Here is a 22662-nt window from a genome sequence, read left to right on the forward strand (position 1 = left end):
CAGCGGTACTCAAAGTGACAGGATTAAACATCCTGAGGGCAACTGCGTTCAGAAATCGCCTCAAAAGGGTAAAAAGGGGAGGTGAGGGGGCAAACACCCTTAAATTTGCCCTTCATAAGGTTGTCAAAGAGCGCATTTTACATCTACCAGACTCGATTCATCAATTTGTAAGGATATTTTTGTCCCGGAACAATCTTTTCAACTTTTCCTCACAAAATATGGCTTGAGACTTTTTGCGAGTGCATCAATCTCTACAGTAAAAAATACAGGATGCGCCCTGTACAGGTGTTTTTTTGTTTGTGGTGTTTAAGTTTTTGATTTTTTGAATCTCGTCTTAAGAAGGCTGATAAACTGCATTGGCTTGAGATTTTTTTTAAGGAGGTGTTTATGCCGGGCAGGTTTCCATACCGTAAACTAAATAATTATTTTGAGGGTATCCCAACCCCCGCAGAGTGGAAAAGCCTTACAACCATTACCACTTTAGGTTTTAAGCATTCCCGTAAAAATCCAGCCCTTCTTGCAATAGACTCTGCACTGGAAGAGTTTGGGAGTTCTGAGGCAACACCTTTTAATCCCATTGAGGAAACCTTGGCAGCAAAGAAGACAAGGGACCGAATTGCGGCACTGCTTCTGTTGAATATAGCCAAGATCTGTATGATATGGATGGAGAAAAAGGCCCAGGTGGATTCGAGTAACAGACGCAAATTTGTTGCCAATCTGGCTATGAATGCTCAGGAAATTGCAAGCTCTTTGGTCCCGGATATTGATTTTACAGGTCCGCCTCAGTTGGTTGGTAAAAATAAAGGTGCAGCCCAACCGAGGCCGGTTACAGCAAGCGAGATTGTTGCTTCGAATGCTGCCAAAATTCGCTGGAAGATGGCGCGTGAAGCGATGAAACAAATCGGTGTGGCTAAAGGGTGTAAGGTTCTTGAAAAAGATTATTGGATGGAAACCAATATTGGCGGGGCAAACCCGAGACACATACAGGGGTTGAAGTTTGGTGAAGGCTTTAAAGGCAGCAGTGAACGCTTTGCTTTTAATTTCAGTAGAAAGCATATGGAAAAGGGAGGCCCTTCCGTTAAGTATGTTAGAGAGGATGAACGCCCGAATTACAGGATTCATATCAAAAATGGCCTGATGCAGGTTCCGAAAACCACAGTATCTTCAGGAATGCCGGGTGCCTTTGAACCTTTGAATACAGCCGGTGCGATTTTTATCATTGACAGGGATAAAAATTTATACTGGAGCAGGGGATTGGACTGTCACCCTGATGGTCAGGTTTTTCACCATTCTTCCGTTGTGTGCGGGGTGGCAGTACTCTTTGCGGGTGGTATTGCAGTTGCGGAAGGCCAGCTTACTTCCATCGACAATATGAGCGGGCATTACAGGCCCGGCAAGGAGCATTTGCTAGAGGCAGTAAGACTTCTTAGGGTCAAAGGTGTTAAGCTGGATGAAGTAATTGTCACATACCTTGAAGGATTTAACGAAGAAAATATTCCTATAGTTAAGAATTATAATGCTTTATCTTTTTTAAAGGAGATTTGTTAACCCAAGTTTGTCATTTTTTCTAAAAACCCTATGAAATCAAGCGAAGTGATTTTTTATGGCGTCAATAAACTTTTCATTCACCCCGTCCCCATGCAGGGTCATGCGGAGAAATCCCTGATTCTGAATACCGGTAAGACGATTCAGGTTGGCAGTCAGAAAGCCCTGTTTTGCCAGAAGCTCATGGAGTGCATCCGCTCCAAGATTCCGGTGACGGAACATGAGCGTATTGGTATCGGAGTTAAGAAAGCTGAAAGCCCCAAGCTCTGAATTTTTTTCTCTGATAAGCTCAAAAAAGTGGGTTTTACGCTCCAGATTGCGCTTTCTGATCTCATTGACATAGTCCGTATCCAGAACTGCAAGCTGGGCCATATAAAGGGAAAACCAGGAAAAGGGAAACATGGGTCGGTAGGTATTGACGGCCTGCCTGAGACTTTCTGAAGAAGCAATCATATATCCGACCCTTGCACTGGGCAGGCAGTGAACCTTTGAAAAGGTGCGGAGTACCATCAGGTTCGGGTATGATTTAAGGAATGCACTGGCACTGCGTATGGCATCGGGCCTGTCCGTATATTCTCCGTATGCTTCGTCTATCACCACAAAGGTGCCGGTTGCCGAGGCATGGGAAAGGAGGGCATGGATATCATCTAAGGCAATGAACTGTCCTGTGGGATTGACAGGATTGCTGATCCATAAAAGTCTGTATTTTTTTCCTTTATCTCCCGGCAAAGCCTTTCAATGAATTCCCCATCCCAGCAGAGGCCCGGAACTTCCATGAAAGTAAGGGAAGCCCCCATTCTGAAGGAAGCGCTTTCAAAAACATCAAAATTGGGAACCGGAATCAGTACAGGATCCCCCGGGTCCAGCACAGACCGGGCAATGTGATCGATGACGGATTCCAGACCGGCTCCAAAGACAAACCATTCCGGAGGAATGTCATGGTGAAGGGAAAGCTGCTTTCTGAGACGCTGATAGCTGTTCTCGGGGTATTCGGTCAGGCTTCCCGTGATAAGACCGAGAAGCTCCGGTGTTTCAAGAACATCCTGAATCAGTGGAGAAAAGCCGTCGATATTTTTTCCAACATCAAAGCGGTACACTTTTTCGAGGGCATATTTATTTTTCAAAGCCTCCACGATGGTAAGTTCATCCACATACTTGTGCAGGTAGTCGCTGGATTCTCTGGCAAGGGCCATGCGGGTGAGACGGGAAAGGCAGGTCTCCGTGTTCATGGATATCTCCTTTGATCAAAAGACCGGAACAAAAGGTATTTTCAGGAAATGGTCCTGTTACGGGAAAGAAGATAAAAACTTCTGCGTCCTGTATCGCTTGTCTCCGAAAAAAGTCTTGTGGCATGGTAGGATCGGCGGTTCAGGTATTCCGTAAAAACGCAGCGGATATCCTGCTGCCAGCGCAGCGCCCTGTCCATGTCATTCATTTTCAGGGTCTTGAGATCCCCCGGTATTTCAAGAAGCACCGCATTGTCATGGGGCATATGTTCCGGGCCTGCCAGAGGATAAAGGGCCAGCGCCCCGGCCGTGGTCATATCATCCTTATGCTCTGGCTTGCCATCAAGGCTGCAGCGCACCAGAAGTCTGTCCATGGGTATGCCCGCATGCATGGAGCAGGGAACATGGTAGCAGTCTTCCATGTAACGGATGCCCTTGCCCCCCTGCAGGGTCAGATAGAGATAGCCATTGCGGCTTTCCATGGGATCATAGGTCCAGGCCATCTCCCGGATATTCCGGGAAAGAAGCTCCTGCACCAGCACCTGATGGAGCAGCCCTCCCACGCTGCGGTCACGGTATTCGTCCAGTACCCCCAGCATGTGTCCATAGGCCAGACCCGGTTCCATGGTGGCCATGGCAATGGCCATGCCCACCATACCTTTGTCTGCAAAAGCCCCCAGAACAAATCCTGTACGTACATCCTCCATGGTCCAGGCCTTGAGGCTGATGGGAGACGTAACTCCCTGATCTTCAAGTCCCCATATGGTTTTCTGCAAGGCAATGCATGCATCCATTTCTTCCTGTGTGGACAGCCTTCGTATTTCTACTTCCATGATAAGGATTCCGATCTTTTTTTGACCTTCGTTACCATGACTGCATGTCATCGCTGACATGGGTGCATCCGTCAAAGTCCCAATTGAGCAGGAGTATGGCCGCAAGGCCCTGGTTTCCGTCTCAGTGGGTCCTAATCCGCCTCTCTTGTTTTCAGGAAAACCACATCCGGCCATTGTTCCTCCACAAATCCCAGCTGCCATTCCGTTGTGGTGAGGAAGGTGAGGTGGCCTTCGGCATCCCTTGCAAGGTTGTGGCTGTGTTTTTTTTCAAATTCCGCAAATTTTTTGGGATCTTCGCAGTGTATCCAGCGGGCCACGCCAAAGTTGGCATTCTCGTAAATGGCATCCACGCTGTATTCCGCTTTAAGTCTGTGCATGGTTACTTCAAACTGAAGGGAACCCACAGCCCCCAGAATATAATCCGGAGCATTGACGGGCCGGAAGAACTGGACTGCTCCTTCTTCGGCCAGCTGGGTAAGGCCCTTTTGCAGCTGTTTCAGTTTCAAGGGATTTTTCAGGATGACCCTTCGGAAGATTTCCGGAGCAAAGTTGGGAATGCCCGTAAATTTCAGAGGTTCCTTGGCAGAAAAGGTATCCCCGATTTTAACGGTGCCGTGGTTGTGCACACCAATGATGTCTCCGGGCCAGGCTTCGTCCACATGGCTTCTGTCCTGGGCCATGAAGATGGTGGCATTGCTGATGGTGATTTCCTTGCCAAGGCGGTGGTGCATGACCTTCATGCCACGGGTGAATTTTCCGGAGCAGATGCGAACAAAGGCAATGCGGTCCCTGTGGGCCGGGTCCATGTTGGCCTGAATTTTAAAGGCAAAGCCTGAAAAACTTTCTTCCTCGGGAGAGACCATGCGTGTGCTGGTGGCCCTGGGGGAGGGGGCAGGGGCCATTTCCACAAAGGCGTCCAGCAGTTCGCGCACACCGAAGTTGTTGATGGCGGAACCGAAGAAAACCGGTGTCTGGGAGCCGGAAAGATAGTGGCGCATCTCAAAGGGGCTGGCAGCACCTTCCAGCAGCTCTATGTCTTCCCTCAGCTCATCGGCCTGGGAGCCTAAGATTTCATCCAGCACTGGATCATTGAGATCTTTGATGGTTACCACTTCCTTGGGCTTATTGTCTTCTCCCGGATTAAAAAGGGAAATTTCTTTTTTATAAAGGTTGTAAACACCTTTAAAGCGCTTGCCCATGCCGATGGGCCAGGACATGGGTATGCATTCAATCTGCAGCTTGTCCTCGATATCCGAGAGAATATCAAGGGGGAACATGCCTTCCCTGTCCAGCTTGTTGATGAAGGTGATGATGGGGGTGTTGCGCATGCGGCAGACGGCCATAAGCTTTTCCGTCTGGGTTTCAACACCCCTTGCGGAATCAATGACCATGAGGGCGGAATCCACGGCGGTGAGTACCCGGTAGGTGTCTTCTGAAAAGTCCTGATGGCCGGGGGTATCCAGCAGGTTTACTTCATAATCCCTGTAATTGAACTTCATGACAGAGGTGGTAACGGAAATACCGCGTTCCTGTTCTATGGCCATCCAGTCTGAGGTGGCATGGCGCTGGGCTTTCTTGGCTTTCACCGCACCAGCCGTCTGTATGGCACCACCAAAGAGCAGGAGCTTTTCCGTCAAAGTGGTTTTACCGGCATCGGGATGGCTGATGATGCCGAAGGTGCGGCGCATGGCCACTTCCTGGGCTATTTTGCTGTTGGGTCGGGTCATGGTTTTATTCCTGTGGGGTTTGGGCCGCAGGGATAAGGGGCGGCACAGAGGGTTTCGGAGTCTGCTGCCTGTAGAGACAAAGCTGAAGTCCAGCAAGAAAGCCGGAACTGCGTAAAGAATCTTTCCGCAGTTCCGGCCTGTCATTCTTTTTACGGAGCTGCTTTTAGCATATCCTTATAAGAAAGAAAATCATTTTGATCTGAAGCAGCAGAGGCTGCCTTACTGCCGGGTCAGCCTTCTGTATTTCATGCGCTTGGGAATGAGGGCATCGGCTCCAAGGCGGCGTTTTTTGTCTTCCTCGTATTCGCTGAAGTTGCCGTCAAAGAATACCACTTCCGCATCTCCCTCAAAGGCGAGGATGTGGGTGCAGGTTCTGTCCAGAAACCAGCGGTCATGGCTGATGATGAGGGCGCAGCCTGCAAAGTTGGCAAGGCCTTCTTCCAAAGCCCGGATGGTGTTCACGTCCAGATCGTTGGTGGGTTCGTCAAGGAGCAGGACGTTGGCTTCGGATTTGAGCATCTGGGCCAGATGCACACGGTTGCGTTCTCCCCCGGAAAGGACTTCCACCTTTTTCTGCTGATCTGCCCCTGAAAAGTTGAAGCGGGCCACATAGGCACGGGAGTTTACTTCCCGGCCACCCACCATAACGATATCCTGCCCTCCGGAAATAACTTCCCAGATACTCTTGCCGGATTCAAGGGAGCCCCTGTGCTGGTCCGCATAGCCAAGCTTCACGGTTTCACCGACCCGGATTTCTCCTTTGTCCGGAGCTTCTTCCCCTGAAATCATGCGGAAAAGGGTGGTTTTACCTGCGCCGTTGGGTCCGATGATGCCCACAATACTGCCGGGCTGCAGATTGAAGCTCATGTTTTCCACAAGGAGTTTATCTTCAAAGGCTTTGCTGACACCATCGGTTTCAATGACGAGATTACCGAGGCGGGGACCTGAGGGGATAAAAATCTGAAGATCCCGGTCCATCTGTTCGTTGCTGCGGCCCAGCATTTCTTCATAAGAACTGATGCGGGCCTTGGATTTGGCATGGCGTCCCTTGGGACTCATGCGTATCCATTCAAGCTCCTTTTCCAGGGTTTTCTGGCGCTGGGATTCCTGTTTTTCCTCATCCGCAAGGCGTTTTTGCTTCTGCTCCAGCCAGGATGAGTAATTGCCCTTCCAGGGAATGCCTTCGCCCCTGTCCAGTTCCAGAATCCAGCCGGCCACATTGTCGAGGAAGTAGCGGTCATGGGTAACGGCAATGATGGTTCCCGCATATTGTTTCAGGTGCTGTTCCAGCCATGCCACGGATTCCGCATCCAGATGGTTGGTGGGTTCGTCCAGAAGCAGGATATCGGGTTTCTGCAGAAGCAGCTTACAAAGTGCCACCCTGCGGCGCTCACCACCGGAGAGAATAGCTACTTTGGCATCCGGCGGCGGACAGCGCAGTGCATCCATGGCCATTTCCAGCCGGGCATCAATGTCCCAGCCGTCCATGCGGTCCAGAAGATCCTGTACCTCGCCTTGACGCTCAATCAGTTTGTTCATGGCGTCATCATCCATGGGCTCTGCAAATTTTTCGTTGATGGCATTGTATTCCTTCATCAGGGCAGCCACCTGACCGGCACCTTCCTCCACCAGTTCCAGTACGGTGCGGTTTTCGTCCAGCAGGGGTTCCTGGGGAAGGTAGCCGATGGAATAACCGTCGGAAAGGATGGTTTCTCCGGCAAATTCATTGTCAACACCGGCCATGATGCGCAGCAGTGTGGTTTTACCTGAGCCGTTTAAACCCAGTACGCCGATTTTGGCACCATAATAATAGGAAAGGGAAATATCCTTCAGCACGGTTTTGGTGCCGTGACGCTTGCTTACCTGCATCATTGTATAGATGATCTTTTTGGTATCAACACTCATTTGATCAGACTCCCTGGTTCATGGGTTTGCATAAAAGGGAAGCGCACCATGGGGTGCGCTTTTTTGTACATATGTCAGTGGGCCTGAAGGCTTAATCAGGCTATAATTTCAATCCGTATCTAAATGAAGATGAGCGGAATGGCAAGACCTGGTTTTTCGGAAAGTCTTTTCAGGTTTTGACAGGCCTCACATGCTCCCGGCATTTCAAGGGAGTTTTTTTACGGACAGAATTTTCAGGGTTTCTTTGGGTACATTCTGATGCCCCCTTTTAAAGCCTGTGGGTACACGTTCAAGTTTACTCAGCACATCCATGCCTTCCACCACCTGACCGAATACGCAGTAGCCAAAACCCTGGGCCGTGGAAGCTTTGTAATTGAGAAAATCATTGTCCACCGTATTGATGAAAAACTGGCTGGTGGCGGAATGGGGAGCATTGGTGCGGGCCATGGCAATGGTGCCTTTAAGGTTTTTCAGGCCATTGGCCGCTTCATTGGCAATGGGATCCTTTGTGGGCTTCTGCTGCATATTTTCTGTAAATCCGCCGCCCTGCACCATAAAACCATGGATGACCCGGTGGAAGATGGTGTCGTCATAAAAGCCTTCCGATGCATAGGAAAGAAAGTTTTTTACGGTTTCAGGTGCTTTGTCCGGATAGAGCTCAAGGGTCATGGCGCCCATGCTGGTTACAATTTCAATCATGACTTTTTCTGTTTTTTCTTCTGACTCTGCCATTACGGGGCCTGCAAGCACAAGGCCTGCGCAGAGAAGGGAGATCATCAACTTCAGCATTTTTTATCCTTTCCTCTATTTTTTTTCATTGTGCCTGATCTGACAGGCGCTATTTTCCTTAGTAATCTTTTTTCCAGTAAAGGCCCATTTCTCCGCCCTTTGGACTGAGTTTGCTTTCAAGGGTGATGCGGCGGGTCAGCTCCACATCCGCAGAAATAAGATCATCATCGGTTTTAAGATCCTTTTCTACCCGAAGGTATACCCGCTCGTGGACATATTTCCCTGCCCTCAGGCGAATATCCTCGTTATCGTCTCCGTCGGATACAATGTCAAGATCATCCAGCTGCAGGATGTTTCTTGCGGTATCTATGGCTCCGGGACCGCCGTGTCCTGTCAGCTGCCTTGCGGCAAGGGCCAGCTGGGCGGCCTGTACCGGTGTGATGGTGGCAAGGGATCTGCCGAAAAGCATATGGGCCAGTACCTCATCCTGGGGCAGGGCCGGGTTGGAGGAAAGGGTAAAATCCAGCTCTGGCGGGTTGCCTTCCACTCTGAGAATGGAAACTATTTCTTTACCTTCCTGTCTTGCTTCAAAGGTCACAAAGGGATTAGGCGGCTGGCTGCCGTCCAGCATGATATTGCCTTCCGTAAGGGTCAGGCGTTTGCCGAGGAAATCCATGCGCCCCCGGAGCAGGCGGATGTCTCCCCGGATGACTGGGTCTGCGGCCTGTCCCTGAACGGAAATTCTGCCGGCCCATTCAGAATCAAGCCCCCGGCCCCGGACAAAGATACGGGAGGGGAAATGCAGGTTGATATCCAGGGCAAGGTCTGTATTTTTTTCCGGGTCGGTCTGAACTGGTTCAGGTTCTCCCTTCCCGTTTATTTCAAAAACATTTAGTTCGGCCACTTCAGGGCCGCCGGTGTCCTTTAGCTGAATCAGCACACGTTCAAATCTCAGATTGCTCTTTACTTCCTGCTTCAGGATATTACCGCTGACGGTGCTGTTTCCCCTGGCCAGGACAGCCATGATGACAGGATTGTCCACGGCTTTGAAACGTTCAGCATCCACGGAAAAATGAAAAGGAAAATGTTCTTTAGCTGAGAGGAGTACTTTGCCGCTTCCCTGAAGCAGGCCGCTGGCACCGTCGCTGGCGGAGAAGTTTTCCAGTTCAATCCTGTCTTCGCTGATTTTCAGTGCTGCGGCCAGATCACGGATGAGTACCCCCTGCTCAAGGTGCTGATAGGCGACTTCCTGAAAAAGAATCGTACCCGAGGGCCGGGGATTGCCTACACTGCCGCTGAGGCTGAGGTCCACAAGGGCAAGGCCTGTAAGGGCCTGATCGTGAGGCATAAAAAGAAGTCCCAGCCTTCCAAGATCCAGAGCTCCAGTAAGGGAGGCTTCCACGGTGTTGTTTTTGGATATATCCAGATTAAAGGGGGCAAGGGAAAGCATCATGGGTATATGGCCATGCCCCTGCAGCAGGGGTTGCGGTGCATTCATTTCTCCGGCCCGGAGGGTTAGGCTAAGCAGGGCATCTTTGAGGGTGGCATCTGCATCCAGAGCCATGACGGGAAGATTGATTCCCCCACGGGGGACAAGGTTGCGGCCCTTAAGTTCTGTCCGAATCTCAGGATTTGCCGGATGACCTTCCATCATAATTGCAGCATCCAGCTCTCCCTCCATGAAAGGGGCAAAGAGGGGCACGGGTAAAGCGGTCAGATCCATCTGCATGTGCACATAATCCTTCTGCCATGAACCCTGGGCCTGAAGACTGCCGGAATCAAGTATAATATCCATAGATTCAAGGAAGAAACCGTCTTTTTTCTGCTGCATCACCATGGGAGAGACAAGGCTGAACACATGGCTGTCCCAGCTGCCGCTGAGATCCTTCAGGGTGAGGCTTCGGCTCTCCTGTTGTGTTTCTTGATAAAGGGCTGCCAGATTCAGCTCAAAGGGGGCCTGAATGTCGCCTTTGGTATGGAGATCCAGCCTAAGGCGTTCCGGAGAACCCTTTATTTCTGCTTCTGCCCTGTCTATCTGCAGATCCGCCAAAGACAGTTTTTCTATACGGATGCTGGCATTCACTTCAGGTTTTTCAAAGAGGTTTTGGATATTTCCATCTGCAAGAAGACTTTCCATAGAGAGGGGTTTTGTCTCCCATGGTTTAAGTTCCAGATGAAAGGATGCGTCCTGACGCTTATTTTGTTCAAACATATGAACGAGAAGCTGGCCCCTGCCTTCCATATCCATACCTGCAAGGGCGCTGTAGGGGGATGCATCTTTAAGATCGGCCTTAATTTCGCCTAGTATGACCTTTTTTTCAAAGTCAAAGGCGGCCTGCCCTGTGATTTCACCGCCTGGAACATTAAGAATCAATCCGGACAGGGAAAATTCATCTTCTCTCATCTGAAAAGTGCTGTCGCCGGAAATCAGAAAATCTTCAGGTCCGGTTTTAAGGCGGAGCATTCCCGAAGGCATGCCGAAAAGATCTTTGGCGTCGAGATTTATCTTAAGGGGTGTGGAGGTGCCTGCTATGGTCAAATCCCGGCTTTCAAGGGTAGAGTTCAGGGAAAGATCACTGAAGCTTCCGCTGGTTTGGGCAAAAAGATCCATATTGCCGGTGACTTCCGGCAGCAGGGCGGATGTCTGGCGCAGATGTATGTGGGCATCTGTTTCAAAACGACCGCTGCCCGTAAATAAATTCATCTCTCCTTTGAGCAGGGCGTTGGGAGTATCCAGTAAGAGTTTTGAGATATGGATGCCCATGCCTTCATTTTCCGGATTCAGATAATCCAGTATCAGCTCTCCCTCAAGCCTTGCCCTGCCACCGGTCAGGGGTCCTAAGGGGTGGGGCAGATCCCGGACATTTTCAAGCTCTGTCAGGACCTCAAAGTGCAGATGCAGAGGATAAAATCTTCCCGTCATACGGGTTTTAAGGGTACCTTTGCCATGGGCATCCCAGGGCAGGTAGCGGGAAACCCAGGGGTGGAGCTCACCCAGATGCAGGCTGGCGCTGATATCCGTTTCAAGGTTCTTCGTGTTGATTTCCCCCTCGCCGTTAAAATCCACATCCTCACCCTGAATGGTAAGGCTGTTTAAGAAGAGTCTGCCCGAAGAAAGGGCAAAGGCAAGGTCAAAATCCGCTTCCAGCAGGTCCGGCAGGGGAGCATAGGTATAGGAGAAGTTTTCTCCATGGATTTTTCCCCTTGCCAGCAGATCAGGGAGGCCGGACTTTTTTTCTTCAATAACAAGCTGGCCGTCCAGTTTAAGCAGAGAAAAGGAAAGGCCAGTAACCTCAGGTTCTTTCAGGGAAAGCTGTATCCGGGTTTCCGGTGCAGTAAAAGGGCCTTTGGCGTGGACATCCAGTACCATGTCAGTTCCCGGATTGAAGCCCAGCCAGTCTGCCAGTGGTTCTGTGTCAAAAAGATGAAGGTAAAGATGGCTGTCCATCTGTTTTGTTTCGGGAAGAAGGTGTCCTTCTCCTTCAAGCTTAAGCCCGCTGTTTTCCAGTATGAGGTCGGATATAAGAATATGGCCGGAATCCGCCCTGGATATACCTGCCTTAAAACGGCCCGAGGATAGAAGGGCTGCAAGGGGTTTTGGAAGCAGTTGGGGGTCCAGATCAAATCCGCCATCCAGTATCAGGGTGGGCAGGGTTTTCCAGCTCAGGCTGATATCGCTTTTCAGCTCATTATTTTCTCCGGCCCGGATATCAAGGTTTCCGTACCAGGATTTTTCTTCCATGGATTCCCCCCCCAGACTGAGGTGGAGGGGAAGTTTTCTGTCAAGACCCAGAAGCAGGGCCAGCCTGCCATCGGGTTCATCAAGGCGGGTATGGATGTTGAAAAGGCCTGTTTCCGGAAAAAAACCTGCTTCAAGGGTAAGGGAGGCTGCTGGTCCATGGGTCTGGTTCAGATGAAGACCTGTCTGCCAGAGTTCCCTGTCCGTGTGCAGAAAGGCCTGTAATCGCAATCGAATGTCTTCACCTGCCACGGATGCTGCAATGAAAATTTCTTCTGCCAGCAGGTCTTCCAGATGAATGGCCGGAAGTGCTGGAGGGAAGGAAGACGTTTTTTCTTCCTTTTGTTTTTTTTCTGAACTCTTTTCATCTGTGACAGGAAGCCGGTAAAGGCCAAGGTAGGATGCATGGAGTTTTTGGATGTGGATACGGCCGGACAGGAGTTCACCCGCAGACAGCCTGATTTCAGGGTGTCTGACTTGAAAGAAAAGCCCTTCCTTATCATGGAGGGCAAGGCTTTCCATCTGCAGATCAAAGGGTAGCTCTCCTTTCAGACCCTGTATTCGGACAGAGAGACCTTTGGGATTCTCCAGCAGACGGTTGAGGCCACTTTCCAGCATACGGTGGCCTGGTTCCGTACGTAAAAAAAACAGGCTTAGGGCAGAGATGCCTATGATCAGAACAAGAAAAGCCCACAGCATCAGTATCAGGAGCTTTTTCATCCTGCTTTTTATTGCCTTTTGCTGGCTGTGATCGTTTTGGACCATTAGAATGCCTGCCCTATGCTGATGTAAATCTGAAAGGAATCATCCTGGGATCTTCGGTTCAGGGGAAAGGCCACATCCAGACGGAAAGGGGCAAAGTCTGTGTAATAGCGCAGACCCAGTCCTGCACCCCAGTAGAATTCGTCTTCCAGCTGCAGTTCCGAGGATGTGAATACCTGGCCGCCGTCCAGAAAGGCCACAAGGCCGAAATTGTTTTCCATACGCCAGCGCAGCTCCCCTCCGGTTTCCACCATGCTGCGGCCTCCGACCACGGTTCCCTTTTCTTCAGGCCCTATGGACTTATAGCTGTAGCCCCGGATGGAACCGCCGCCTCCGGCATAGAAGCGTTCGTCCGCTGGTACACTGAGGTTGGATTCACCAATGATGGAGCCAAGGCTGCCCCTCATGGAAAAAATAAGTTTTTCCTCTGCAATGAGGGGAAAGTGTACGGACATGCCCGTGGCAAGCTTAAGAAACCAGACATCCGTATCAAGGGTATCCCTGAGGGGTTCTACCCGCCAGAAAACACGCATACCCTTTGTGGGGTTCAGGATGCTGTTGCGCTGATCCCGGATCAGTTCCTGGGGAAAGGATATGAGGCCGAAGGTTTTGGTTTCATCCTGCTGGGTGGTGCGGCTTAGGCGGTACTGTACGCCCGTGGATGCGGACCAGAGGGGACAGAGCTGACGGAAAATCCTTGCGCCAAAGGCCCCTTCCTCACTCTTATAGGCCTGGGATTCTTCTTCTCCCACCCAGCCGGAAAGACGCAGGGACTGGCGTTTATCCATGAAGTCGGGAATCCGGTATTCTGTTTTGGATTCTTTTTTTCTTTCCGCAAAGGTAAAACTCTGGTTAAGGCGTTCTCCCATGCCCCTGAGGTTTCGGTGTTCCCAGTCAACTTTTATGCCTGTACCCGTGTCCGGCTCATGGAAGACCCCGGCTTTAATGGTTCGGGGGCTGCGTTCAATGAGGTTGACATGGACGGGAAGGAAGAGGTCCTCATCGGGCAGGGGAGGGTGATGAATATCCACAATGGCAAAAAGACCATCCTGCATCAGCTGGCTGCGGAAGCGGTTGAGGTGGGATGCCCTGAACAGTTCTCCCTTACGCCATGGAATGCGGTTTTCCACATAAAGGGGCTTAACCCGCCTTGTCCCTTCCACGGAAAGATCCCCGAAAAGGGAAATAGGTTCGGATTTGTAGGTATAATGCAGGTCCACGGTTTTTTGGCTGTGCCTGACCACCGGTGTTTTTAAGGTAACTTCCGGTGTCGCCGTTCCCCTTTCCCTGAAAAAATTTTTCAAAAGATCAACACCCTTAAGAATTTCAGGGGCCCTTGCCCTTGTTCCGGGCACAAGATTCAGGTCCTTTGGTTTAGGAAGGTGCTGTACCGAAGGCTCAGTGTCTTCTGAGATTATTAGAATTTCATTGATAAGATAGGCAGGGCCTGTTTTTACGTGGAAAATGATTTCAGGTATTTCGCCCCTTGTTCTCATTTCACTTGAAATTTCACTTTTGTAAAACCCTTCGGAGCGCAGGGCACGGGTCATGGGGGCAATGTCATTGGCCGCACGCCTTCTCAGCATTTCAGGTGTGGCAATGGGACGGTCTTTCAGGGCATAGGTCTCGGAAACAGCCAGCAGCAGGTTTTTTATATCCGGAGCCATTTCTCCCTCTATTCTGACCCTGTAGGTATCCTGGGATAAAAAGGGCAGCAGTCTGGCTTCGGCTTCAGAGCTAAGGCAGATCAGCAGAAAAAATAATGAAAATTTAAGAAAAAAATTTAAAAAAAGCATGGCGTGTTCCGGGTGATGTCATATTAAAGGGTATAGGCATCCGTTACCGGTTCCCTCATAATTGCGTTGACAGCCGCCATGGCATTTTTGGATGCCTCGGGAAAGACTCCCCCCAGATTGCCCACATGACGAAGATTTTCCGAGGTGCGCAGCAGAAGCCGGACCAGATCGCCTTCGGCAAGGGGGCTGTTTTTATGTACTTCTTCCCAGGGCATGCCCGAGGCCCAGTGGTACACGGTCACCGCAGGCGTCAGGTAGAGGGGGAATACTGGAAATCCTCTGGAAACCATGTCTTTGGCAAAGGGCTGCAGGTTTTTTCTTAAGTGCAAAAAAGCCTTGAGCAGTTTTTCATCAATGAGATCCGAAGGAATTTCCTGATCATCGGCTTCCCTTTCATTGACAAAGGAAGCCATGAGCCCGGCCATGACAGCAGGGTTGTTTTCCGAAAAAAGCCTGAGCCGGAAGCCTTCAGCCACCAGAACGGGCTGGTCAATGCGCAGCTGGGATGCCCACATGCCGTCTTCGCTGAGGCGGTCATCTGCATTGACAAAGTTTTTATCCTTTAAAAAATTCAGATGACGGATGAAGTCGGCAAAGAGCAGTTCTGCGGCACCTTTGCTGGCTTTTTTTGAACCTTTCCCGGTGAGCTTGCTGGCAATGCGGAAGGCGGCAAAGCTGCGTTCCATAATTTCCCGAATCATGGCAGGGGTGTGGGAGAGCAGCAGATTAAGGGCCATGGAAAAATCAATGCGGATCTGGCTTTCGACTTCCGTTGGTGGGGCATTGATCATTTTTCCGAAGTGGCGGAGATCCATGAATTTACCGGGAAGGGCCACGGCAAAGCCGATGCGGTCCATACCCCGGCGGCCTGCCCGGCCTGTCATCTGGTGAAATTCCGTGGATGAAAGGGGCATGAACTCGGTACCGTTAAAACGGTCTGAGTTGGCGATCAGTACGGTTCTGGCTGGGAAATTAACTCCGGCGGCCACGGTGGAAGTGGCAAAAACCGCATCCAGAAGACCTTCGGACATGAGGGTTTCCACCACCATTTTCCAGGCAGGAAGATGGCCTGAATGGTGGGCTGCAACGGCCCTTTTTTCTATGTGCATACGCTGGGGATGGCGGGCCGCATGGGGCCAGTATCGGGTCAGCTCATCCATGCGTTTGCTAAGGAGTTCGCCCCTTTCCGGATCCGCAAGGAGACCGACTTCATCACACAGGGTGATGGCGGCATCGCAGTCGGATCTGGATTTCAGAAAGAAAATGGCAGGCAGGAGGTTGTAGTGGCGCAGTACGGCCAGAATATCCGCCATATTGGGCAGACGGCGGGGCGGTGCCAGTTGGGGAGGTCTGTCCGCAGAAAGGTACTGGATGACCTTTTTGTGGAGGCCTTTTTTGCTGCCGGGACGTTTTTCATCGTGTTCCATGAGAAAGGGGAAGAGGGTGCCGCCGGGATGGAAAAAGAGGGGCTGCAGGGGCACCATTCTCCGCTTGGCCCGGATGATGGTGCAGGTCTGCTGGCGGATGGATTCAAGCCATCCTGCAATCTCATCGGCATTGCCTATGGTGGCGGAAAGCATGAGGAGCGGTACACGGGGAGGCATATAAATGATGGTTTCTTCCCACACCACACCCCTGTCCGGGTCGCCCAGATAGTGGGCCTCATCCAGAATCACCAGATCACAACGGATGTCTTCACAGGTGTGCATGGCATCATAGAGCTGGTTTCTTAAGATTTCCGTTGTGCCGATGATGATGGGGGCATCCGGGTTTTCTTTGCGGTCCCCTGTGAGAATACCCACATTGGCCTCACCGAATTTCCGGCTGAAGGCAGTATGGATGGCGTTGGTCAGGGCTTTTAGGGGTGAGGCATACCAGGCCCTTTTGCCTTCCCTGAAGACCTTTTCTATGGCCTGTTCCGCAATATAGGTTTTCCCGGAGCCAGTTGGAGCCATGACAAGGCAGTCGCCCTTGCCTACGGCTTCAATGGCTTTTTCCTGAAAAGGATCGGCTATGAAAGGTCTGGCTTCGGGCACGCCGATCTTTGCAAAAACGGCTTTTAATCTGGGATCCGCACCGGGCTTCATGCTGCGGCTTTCGGGTTTGCGGTCCGGGTTTCTTCTTTTACGGAACTGGGGCTTGTTGCCGGTTCTGCCTGGTATTTTGTGGGATGGATTCATCGGATATCACATTCGTTGGGCCGAAGCCGGGAAAGGGTAAAAAAAGAAGGTCGCTTATATTCGTATTTATGATTGTGGAAAAGTTGCAAGCATCGAAAAAGCAACAAAAAACATTAGGGCTGTATACCATTGCCTGCTGTGTCGGGCAAGGGAATTGAAAAATAGAAGTCATGGTTCAGGTTGCCACAGGTCTGAAAATGTGGATGAATTCCTTGCCCCTTTCTCCGCTCTCGGGTTAGAATGTCATGTAACCTTTTCATTGCTGCTGTTTCTTTGTTTTCGTCCCTCCATGGAGCCGGGGTGCTGTGAAATACGCCCGGCAAGGCCATGCACTGTATCCCCATTATCAGTATAAGGAGGCGTTTTGATGAAAATATGGCGGGTGCTGTTCATCCTGTTTCCTGCGTTTTTTTTCTGGCCGTCAGTCCTGGCTGCCGGAGCTTTTTCTCAAGCGCAGATAAGACCGGAGCCTGTGCCCGGTGAAATACTCTCCCTAAAGGAAATGCTGACCCTTTCCAGAGAAGGCAATCCTGATATGGAAGAGGCCAGGGCCAGGATTCTTGAAGCCGATGCCCTTTTCCGGGAAGCAGGTTCAGGATTCTGGCCGGTTTTTGGCGTTTCCCTTGCATGGACCCAAGGGGATGCGCCCAGTTCCTATCTTTTCAAAACCATTGATCAGCGTCGCCTGCCCCAGGATGTTAATTTCAATGATCCCGGATCCTTTCATAATGCGGAGGCTGTCCTCTGGGGACGTATGCAGCTTTATGACGGGGGCAGAACCGGGATTTTCAGGCAGATGGCGGATATGGGGAGAAAGGAGGCTGCTTTGGGGCTTGAGCACAGGGGCAATCGCCTCGGGGCCGCAGTGATTCAGACTTTTTTTCATGTGAAGGCAGCAGAAGAGTTCCTTGGCATAGCCGAAGAATCCATAGCAGCAGTTTCCCGCCAGCTGGAAGTGATGGAGGTGCAGTACAGGGGGGGCGGAGTTTTAAAATCCGACCTGCTTTCCCTGGAAGTCCGCCTTGCAGAGGTCATGGAAGAAAAGGTTCGCAGTGAAAACAGGCTTAAAATGGCATCCTCAGCCCTTTCCGGACTGCTGGGATTCTGTCCGGGGCAGGGTATAAGGCCGGGCAGGGCGGATCTTGTGCTGCCGGATATGCCCCTTGAAGGTGATGCGGCCATGGCCCTTGCCCTTGAACACAGGGCGGATCTTAAAGCCATGAAGATTTCCATGCAGCGTTACAGGAAGGCTGTGGATGCCGAGGGCAGACGGATGCTGCCCGGAGTGACGCTTCAGGGCCGTTACTGGCATGATGATCCGGATGCGGCTTTTGATAAGAACAGGGAAAACTGGGAGGTGTCCCTCAAGGCCAGTTGGGAAATATTTGACGGTTTTTCAAGAAAGGCGGGTAAGGAAGGTGCCCTTGCCCGAAAAGCAGGGGAAGAGGCAAGGGCAAGGAAGCTGATACTGGTCGTTCGTCAGGAAGTTGAGGAAGGGCTTTCTGCTGTCAGCGGAGCGAAAGCCCGACACAGGGTGGCCCAAAGGGCAGTGGCCCTTGCCGGAGAATCTCTTGATCTGGTGCGCAGGCAGTACGAAGGGGGGGCTGTGGATGTGACCCGCTATCTTCAGGCGGAACTGGATTATAACCGGGCCAGAGTGAGAAGAACTGCAGCCTTTTATGATCAGGAAGGGGCCAGGGCGGATCTTGCCAGGGCTCTGGGACTTCTTGCCGGGGAGGTGTGAAAGATGATGAATCAAAGACAGTTTTTTTTAGATAAGGGAATTTTTTCCGGAAAATTTTTCCTCAGTTGCCGGACAGCGGGGCTGGCGGTTTTTCCAGGGATCTTTGCCCTTATTTTTTTGCTTGGAGCCTGCGGCAGCGGTGACAGCCCCCATGACCGGAAAGTTCAGTCTTCATCATGGCAGCCCGAAGCTACGGTGCTGGCCCTTGCCGGAGAGAGACAGGAATGGCATGAGGCCGTGGGAACGGTGCGGCCCAGAACGGAGTCCAGTATTGAGGCCCGTATTGCCGGGCAGGTTAAAGAAATACGGGTGAGATCCGGGAGCCGGGTGGAGAAGGGTGAGCTTCTTATTCTGCTGGATGACCGTCAGGTGAGGGCTCGCATGGAGCAGGCCAGAGAAGGGCTGGGTGCAGCCCGTTCCGCACGCAATGAGGTGCTTCAGGCCATTGAGGGGGCCGAGGCATCTCTGGAGGCTGCCCGTCTGGATTATGAGCGGATTCAGGGTTTTTTCAGTGAGGGCGCTGCTACCCGGCGGCAGGTGGAACAGGCAACTTCCGTTTTTCATCAGGCCAGAGCCGCAGCCAGCAGGGCCAGAGAAGGGCTTGCCGGAGCAGATGCCTCCATCCGTCAGGCCGAAGAAGTGCTGAAGGAAGCGGAAATCGCCCATGATTACACCCGTATCCGTGCGCCGGAGTCGGGAGAGGTTCTTAAGAGGCTTGTGGAACCAGGGGATATGGCGGTTCCCGGCAGGTCCCTTCTTTTGCTTCAGACCAGCGGGTTTCTGCGTCTGGAAGCCTATGTGCCGGAAGGATTGTTTACCCGTGTGCGGCCGGGGGAAAGCCTGAGTGTGCGCATACGCAGTCTGAATACTTTGCTGCCCGCAGAGGTGGAAGAGCTGGTGCCCTATGCTGACCCTGAGACAAGGACCTTTCTTGTGAAGGCTTCCCTGCCTGAAAAGGAGGGCCTGTATCCCGGCATGTTCGGTACCCTCAGGATTCCTTTGGGAAGCCGTCCTGCGGTCTGGCTGCCATCGTCTGCCATTCGCAGGGTAGGACAGCTGGATCAGGTAAAGGTGGCAGTGGAAGACCGCTGGGAGAAACGCTATGTAACCACGGGTGAAAGGATGGATGACGGCATGGTGGAAATCCTTTCCGGTCTGGACGGGGGTGAAAGGGTTGCCCTGCAGCGTTTGGCAAAGGAGGCATCATGACTTCTCCCCCATCCTTTGCAGGAGGGCCGCCTGCGGGCGTGCTCATGACACTGGTACGTCAGTTTCTTTCCTCTAAACTTTCTCCCATTGTGATTGTGGCGGCTCTGTCTCTGGGTATTTTTTCCGTATGGCTTACGCCCAAGGAGGAGGAGCCCCAGATTGTGGTGCCCCTTGCGGATATTTTTGTGGATGCCCCCGGTGCTTCGGCAAAGGAGGTGGAGCAGCTGGTGGCAACCCCTCTGGAGCGTCTGCTCTGGCAGATTGACGGTGTGGAATATGTCTATTCCATGTCAAGTCAGGATTCGGCCGTGGTGACGGTGCGTTTTTATGTGGGAGAAGACAGGGAAGCTGCCTTGGTAAAGCTGCACAACCGGATCATGATGAATCAGGATCTGGTGCCTCCCATTGTCCGGGGCTGGCTTATCAAGCCCGTTGAGATAGATGATGTACCCATTGTGAACCTTACCCTGCATTCGGATCTTTATGATGATCATGCCCTGCGGCGCATGGCCGAAGAGATGCTGGTGCGGATTTCTGCGGTCAAGGATGTATCCCGCACGGAGCTGGTGGGGGGCAGAAAACGTGAGGTCCGGGTCAGTCTTTCCGCCGAAGGTATGATGGGTTTTGGTGTGGATGTGGAGAGGGTGCTGGCAGCCCTTGCCACTTCCGATGTTTCCGTGAGCGCTGGTCGGGTGAGTCAGGCTAACCGCAGCTTTATGGTGGCCAGTGATGCCTTTCTTAAAACCGTGGAGGATGTGGCTTCTCTGGTGGTGGGGGTGCATGGGGGCAGACCCGTATACCTCAAAGATGTGGCGAAGATAGAAGAAGGCCCGGAAGAGGCCCTTTCCTACTCAAGGCTGAGTTTTGGTGCGGGGTATGGGGGGGAGGAGATCGGTGGAGATCCCCGCCATGCCGTTACCATAGGTGTTGCTAAAAAAAGGGGTACCAATGCTGTTTCTGTGGCCGAAGCTGTGGTTAAAAGAATGGCGGAGCTTGAAGCCGAGGTGCTTCCCCATGGGGTATACGTTTCCGTGACCCGCAATTACGGGGAAACGGCCAGTGAAAAGGTTTCAGGTCTTTTGATTTCCTTAGGCTTTGCCGTATGTTCCGTTGTGCTGCTTCTGGCCCTGACCCTGGGATGGAGGGAAGCCCTTGTGGTGGCTGTGGCCGTGCCTTTGAGCTTTTCCCTGGCCCTTTTTGTGAATTTCATTGCCGGTTACACCATCAACCGGGTGACCCTTTTTGCCTTGATTCTGTCCCTGGGGCTTGTGGTGGATGATCCCATCACCAATGTGGACAATATACAGCGCAATATCCGTAAGGGCGAGCTTGACCCTAAAGATGCCACCCTTATGGGGGTGAAGGAGGTTCTGTCTCCGGTTCTGATGTCCACCGTGGCCATAATCCTCTGTTTTGTGCCCCTTTTTTTCATTACAGGCATGATGGGACCCTATATGGCTCCCATGGCGGTGAATGTGCCCCTTACGGTAATATTTTCCACCCTCTGGGCCCTTACCATTGTTCCATGGCTGGCCTGGCTTCTCCTGCGTAAACGCTTTGGTATGCGCAGGGATGGAGAAAAAAAAGCGGATGCAGGAGTGCATCCCCTGATTGAATCCCTTTACAGAAAGCTCATCAGCCCCTTTCTTGCTTCCGCAGGATACAGGTGGGGGCTTTTAGGGGGGATTCTTCTGCTTTTTGCCTTTTGTCTTTCCCTTGTTTTTTTCCGCCAGGTCCCCTTAAAGCTTCTTCCCTTTGACAACAAGGCTGAGTTTCAGGTGATGCTGGATCTGCCCGAAGGTAGTCCCCTTGAGGCCACCGATGCCGTTGTGAGGGATTTTGAACATTTTCTGCGTTCAGTGCCCGAGGTGACGGAAGTGCTTTCTTTCACGGGTACGGCATCTCCCATGGATTTTAACGGTATGGTGAGAAAATACTATCTGCGTCAGGGGCCCCATCTGGCGGATATCCGTGTAAATCTGGTGCATGGAAGTAAAAGGGATATTCAGAGTCACGGTCTTGTACTGCGGCTGAGACCGGAACTGGAGGCCTTGGCTTCCCGCCACGGGGTGGCCATGCAGGTTGTGGAGGTTCCCCCCGGGCCGCCGGTACTGGCAACACTGGTGGCGGAAGTTTATGGAAAAGAGGATATGTCCTATGGCGAGCTGCTCCAGGGAGCGGCCCATGTGCGGGATGTAATGAAGGCGGAGCCCTTTGTCACCGATGTGGATATCATGGCGGAAGCCGAGCATGAACGCATTGCCTTTGTGGTGAACCGGGAAAAGGCGGCTCTGCACGGGGTATCCGTTGAGATTCTGCTGAATACCCTTGCCACGGCCGTGGGTGGAAGCATTCCCGCCACCCTGCACAGGGAGGACGAGCGTTTTGCCCTGCCCATCCGGGTGATTATGCCCAGAGAAGCCAGAAGCTCCGTCAGCGGACTTGGGGCTATTCCTCTGCGGACTGCCTCGGGTGCCATGGTTCCTTTAGCGGAGCTTGTGGATGTGCAGCTTATGCCGGAACAGGGAAGCATTCACCATAAGAATCTCGAAAGGGTGGTTTATGTTGTGGGAGAGATGGCAGGAAAATCACCTGCCGAGGGGGTGATAGATCTCATGGCCCGTCTCCGGGATAATCCTGCGCCTGAAGGTATCCGTGTGCAGTGGGCCGGGGAAGGGGAATGGAAGATCACCCTCAGGGTATTCAGGGATATGGGCCTTGCCTTTGCCTTTGCCCTAATGGGGATTTATCTTCTGCTGGTGATACAGTCCGGAAGCTTTGGTTTGCCGCTGCTGATCATGATGGCCATTCCCCTGACCCTGTTGGGTATTCTGCCGGGCTTCTGGCTTCTGAATCTGGTGGCGGCACCTTCCATAGGACCCTACCAGCATCCCGTTTTTTTCACGGCCACTTCCATGATCGGTATGATTGCCCTTGGAGGCATTGTGATCCGGAATTCGCTGGTGCTGGTGGAGTTTATTCAGGAGGCCGTGGCAAAGGGGATGGTCCTTTCTGAGGCGATTCTCCAGAGCGGGGCCATCCGCCTGCGGCCCATTGTGCTGACAGCTCTGACCACAGCCATCGGTGCTACGCCCATTACCTTTGATCCGGTCTTTTCCGGTCTGGCCTGGGCTTTGATTTTCGGGCTTTTTGCCTCAACCCTTTTTACCTTGCTGGTGGTGCCCGTGACTTATTATGCCCTTTTCAGCAGGTCCGGGCAGCAGGCTTGAGTAGGAGAATAGCTTTGGGGCTGTGATCTGCTCCCTT

At 52.0% G+C, this 22662-nt stretch carries 15 protein-coding genes; 5 read left to right on the forward strand and 10 right to left on the reverse strand.

Going from position 1 to position 22662, the window contains the following annotated elements; all coding sequences use genetic code 11:
* On the forward strand, positions 1–227 hold a 227-nt coding region (locus FIM25_RS17315), incomplete at its 5' end, for a hypothetical protein (RefSeq protein WP_218961362.1).
* Positions 228–387: 160 nt separating this feature from the next.
* On the forward strand, positions 388–1548 hold the full coding sequence (locus tag FIM25_RS09035) for a hypothetical protein (protein WP_139448458.1): 1161 nt from the start codon (positions 388–390) through the stop codon (positions 1546–1548).
* Between the two features lie 36 nt (positions 1549–1584).
* On the opposite strand, the gene FIM25_RS09040 is transcribed toward FIM25_RS09035, so the two are convergent.
* The 10 genes from FIM25_RS09040 to FIM25_RS17075 all read right to left on the reverse strand — a co-directional run bounded on the left by FIM25_RS09040 (position 1585) and on the right by FIM25_RS17075 (position 16835).
* On the reverse strand, positions 1585–2274 hold the full coding sequence (locus FIM25_RS09040) for an aminotransferase class I/II-fold pyridoxal phosphate-dependent enzyme (RefSeq protein ID WP_139448460.1): 690 nt from the start codon (positions 2272–2274) through the stop codon (positions 1585–1587).
* Positions 2193–2774: a hypothetical protein gene (locus FIM25_RS09045; RefSeq protein ID WP_139448462.1), complete on the reverse strand. Its 582-nt coding sequence runs from the start codon at positions 2772–2774 to the stop codon at positions 2193–2195. Before FIM25_RS09045 ends, FIM25_RS09040 begins: the two co-directional genes overlap by 82 nt.
* Before the next feature lie 41 nt (positions 2775–2815).
* Positions 2816–3664, reverse strand: coding sequence for a GNAT family N-acetyltransferase (locus FIM25_RS09050; protein ID WP_179953277.1), 849 nt, complete (start codon positions 3662–3664; stop codon positions 2816–2818).
* A 71-nt stretch (positions 3665–3735) separates the two neighbouring features.
* Complete coding sequence (locus tag FIM25_RS09055; RefSeq protein ID WP_139448467.1) at positions 3736–5331, reverse strand: peptide chain release factor 3; 1596 nt, start codon at positions 5329–5331, stop codon at positions 3736–3738.
* A 219-nt stretch (positions 5332–5550) separates the two neighbouring features.
* The gene (ettA, locus tag FIM25_RS09060; RefSeq protein WP_139448469.1) at positions 5551–7236 is read right to left on the reverse strand and encodes an energy-dependent translational throttle protein EttA; all 1686 of its coding nucleotides are present in this window, start codon (positions 7234–7236) and stop codon (positions 5551–5553) included.
* A 204-nt stretch (positions 7237–7440) separates the two neighbouring features.
* Positions 7441–8025: a peptidylprolyl isomerase gene (locus tag FIM25_RS09065; protein WP_218961364.1), complete on the reverse strand. Its 585-nt coding sequence runs from the start codon at positions 8023–8025 to the stop codon at positions 7441–7443.
* Between the two features lie 58 nt (positions 8026–8083).
* The gene (locus tag FIM25_RS09070; protein ID WP_179953278.1) at positions 8084–12424 is read right to left on the reverse strand and encodes a translocation/assembly module TamB domain-containing protein; all 4341 of its coding nucleotides are present in this window, start codon (positions 12422–12424) and stop codon (positions 8084–8086) included.
* Between the two features lie 44 nt (positions 12425–12468).
* On the reverse strand, positions 12469–14262 hold the full coding sequence (locus FIM25_RS09075; protein ID WP_139448473.1) for an autotransporter assembly complex protein TamA: 1794 nt from the start codon (positions 14260–14262) through the stop codon (positions 12469–12471).
* A 23-nt stretch (positions 14263–14285) separates the two neighbouring features.
* The gene (locus FIM25_RS09080) at positions 14286–16442 is read right to left on the reverse strand and encodes a DEAD/DEAH box helicase (protein ID WP_246052110.1); all 2157 of its coding nucleotides are present in this window, start codon (positions 16440–16442) and stop codon (positions 14286–14288) included.
* 243 nt (positions 16443–16685) lie between these two features.
* Positions 16686–16835, reverse strand: a complete 150-nt coding sequence (locus FIM25_RS17075) for a hypothetical protein (RefSeq protein WP_179953279.1) — start codon at positions 16833–16835, stop codon at positions 16686–16688.
* Between the two features lie 79 nt (positions 16836–16914).
* Here FIM25_RS17075 and FIM25_RS09085 point away from each other — a divergent pair, with 79 nt between their 5' ends.
* The 3 genes from FIM25_RS09085 to FIM25_RS09095 are packed head-to-tail and all read left to right on the forward strand — an operon-like array spanning position 16915 to position 22625.
* On the forward strand, positions 16915–18186 hold the full coding sequence (locus FIM25_RS09085; protein WP_179953280.1) for a TolC family protein: 1272 nt from the start codon (positions 16915–16917) through the stop codon (positions 18184–18186).
* A 3-nt stretch (positions 18187–18189) separates the two neighbouring features.
* Positions 18190–19395 carry an efflux RND transporter periplasmic adaptor subunit gene (locus FIM25_RS09090; protein ID WP_139448477.1) on the forward strand — a complete coding sequence of 402 codons (1206 nt, stop codon included), beginning with the start codon at positions 18190–18192 and terminating at the stop codon, positions 19393–19395.
* Positions 19392–22625, forward strand: coding sequence for an efflux RND transporter permease subunit (locus FIM25_RS09095; protein ID WP_139448479.1), 3234 nt, complete (start codon positions 19392–19394; stop codon positions 22623–22625). Before FIM25_RS09090 ends, FIM25_RS09095 begins: the two co-directional genes overlap by 4 nt.
* Positions 22626–22662 lie beyond the last annotated feature (37 nt).

Source organism: Desulfobotulus mexicanus (assembly GCF_006175995.1).
GTDB lineage: Bacteria > Desulfobacterota > Desulfobacteria > Desulfobacterales > ASO4-4 > Desulfobotulus > Desulfobotulus mexicanus.

Coding starts and splice junctions, on each gene's coding strand:
- FIM25_RS09090 (WP_139448477.1), top strand. CDS start 18,190: ATGATGAATCAAAGACAGTTTTTTTTAGATAAGGGAATTTTTTCCGGA.
- FIM25_RS09050 (WP_179953277.1), bottom strand. CDS start 3,664: ATGTCAGCGATGACATGCAGTCATGGTAACGAAGGTCAAAAAAAGATC.
- ettA (WP_139448469.1), bottom strand. CDS start 7,236: ATGAGTGTTGATACCAAAAAGATCATCTATACAATGATGCAGGTAAGC.
- FIM25_RS09080 (WP_246052110.1), bottom strand. CDS start 16,442: ATGAATCCATCCCACAAAATACCAGGCAGAACCGGCAACAAGCCCCAG.
- FIM25_RS09055 (WP_139448467.1), bottom strand. CDS start 5,331: ATGACCCGACCCAACAGCAAAATAGCCCAGGAAGTGGCCATGCGCCGC.
- FIM25_RS17075 (WP_179953279.1), bottom strand. CDS start 16,835: ATGAACAGCACCCGCCATATTTTCATCAAAACGCCTCCTTATACTGAT.
- FIM25_RS09075 (WP_139448473.1), bottom strand. CDS start 14,262: ATGCTTTTTTTAAATTTTTTTCTTAAATTTTCATTATTTTTTCTGCTG.
- FIM25_RS09065 (WP_218961364.1), bottom strand. CDS start 8,025: ATGCTGAAGTTGATGATCTCCCTTCTCTGCGCAGGCCTTGTGCTTGCA.
- FIM25_RS09035 (WP_139448458.1), top strand. CDS start 388: ATGCCGGGCAGGTTTCCATACCGTAAACTAAATAATTATTTTGAGGGT.
- FIM25_RS09070 (WP_179953278.1), bottom strand. CDS start 12,424: ATGAAAAAGCTCCTGATACTGATGCTGTGGGCTTTTCTTGTTCTGATC.
- FIM25_RS09095 (WP_139448479.1), top strand. CDS start 19,392: ATGACTTCTCCCCCATCCTTTGCAGGAGGGCCGCCTGCGGGCGTGCTC.
- FIM25_RS09045 (WP_139448462.1), bottom strand. CDS start 2,774: ATGAACACGGAGACCTGCCTTTCCCGTCTCACCCGCATGGCCCTTGCC.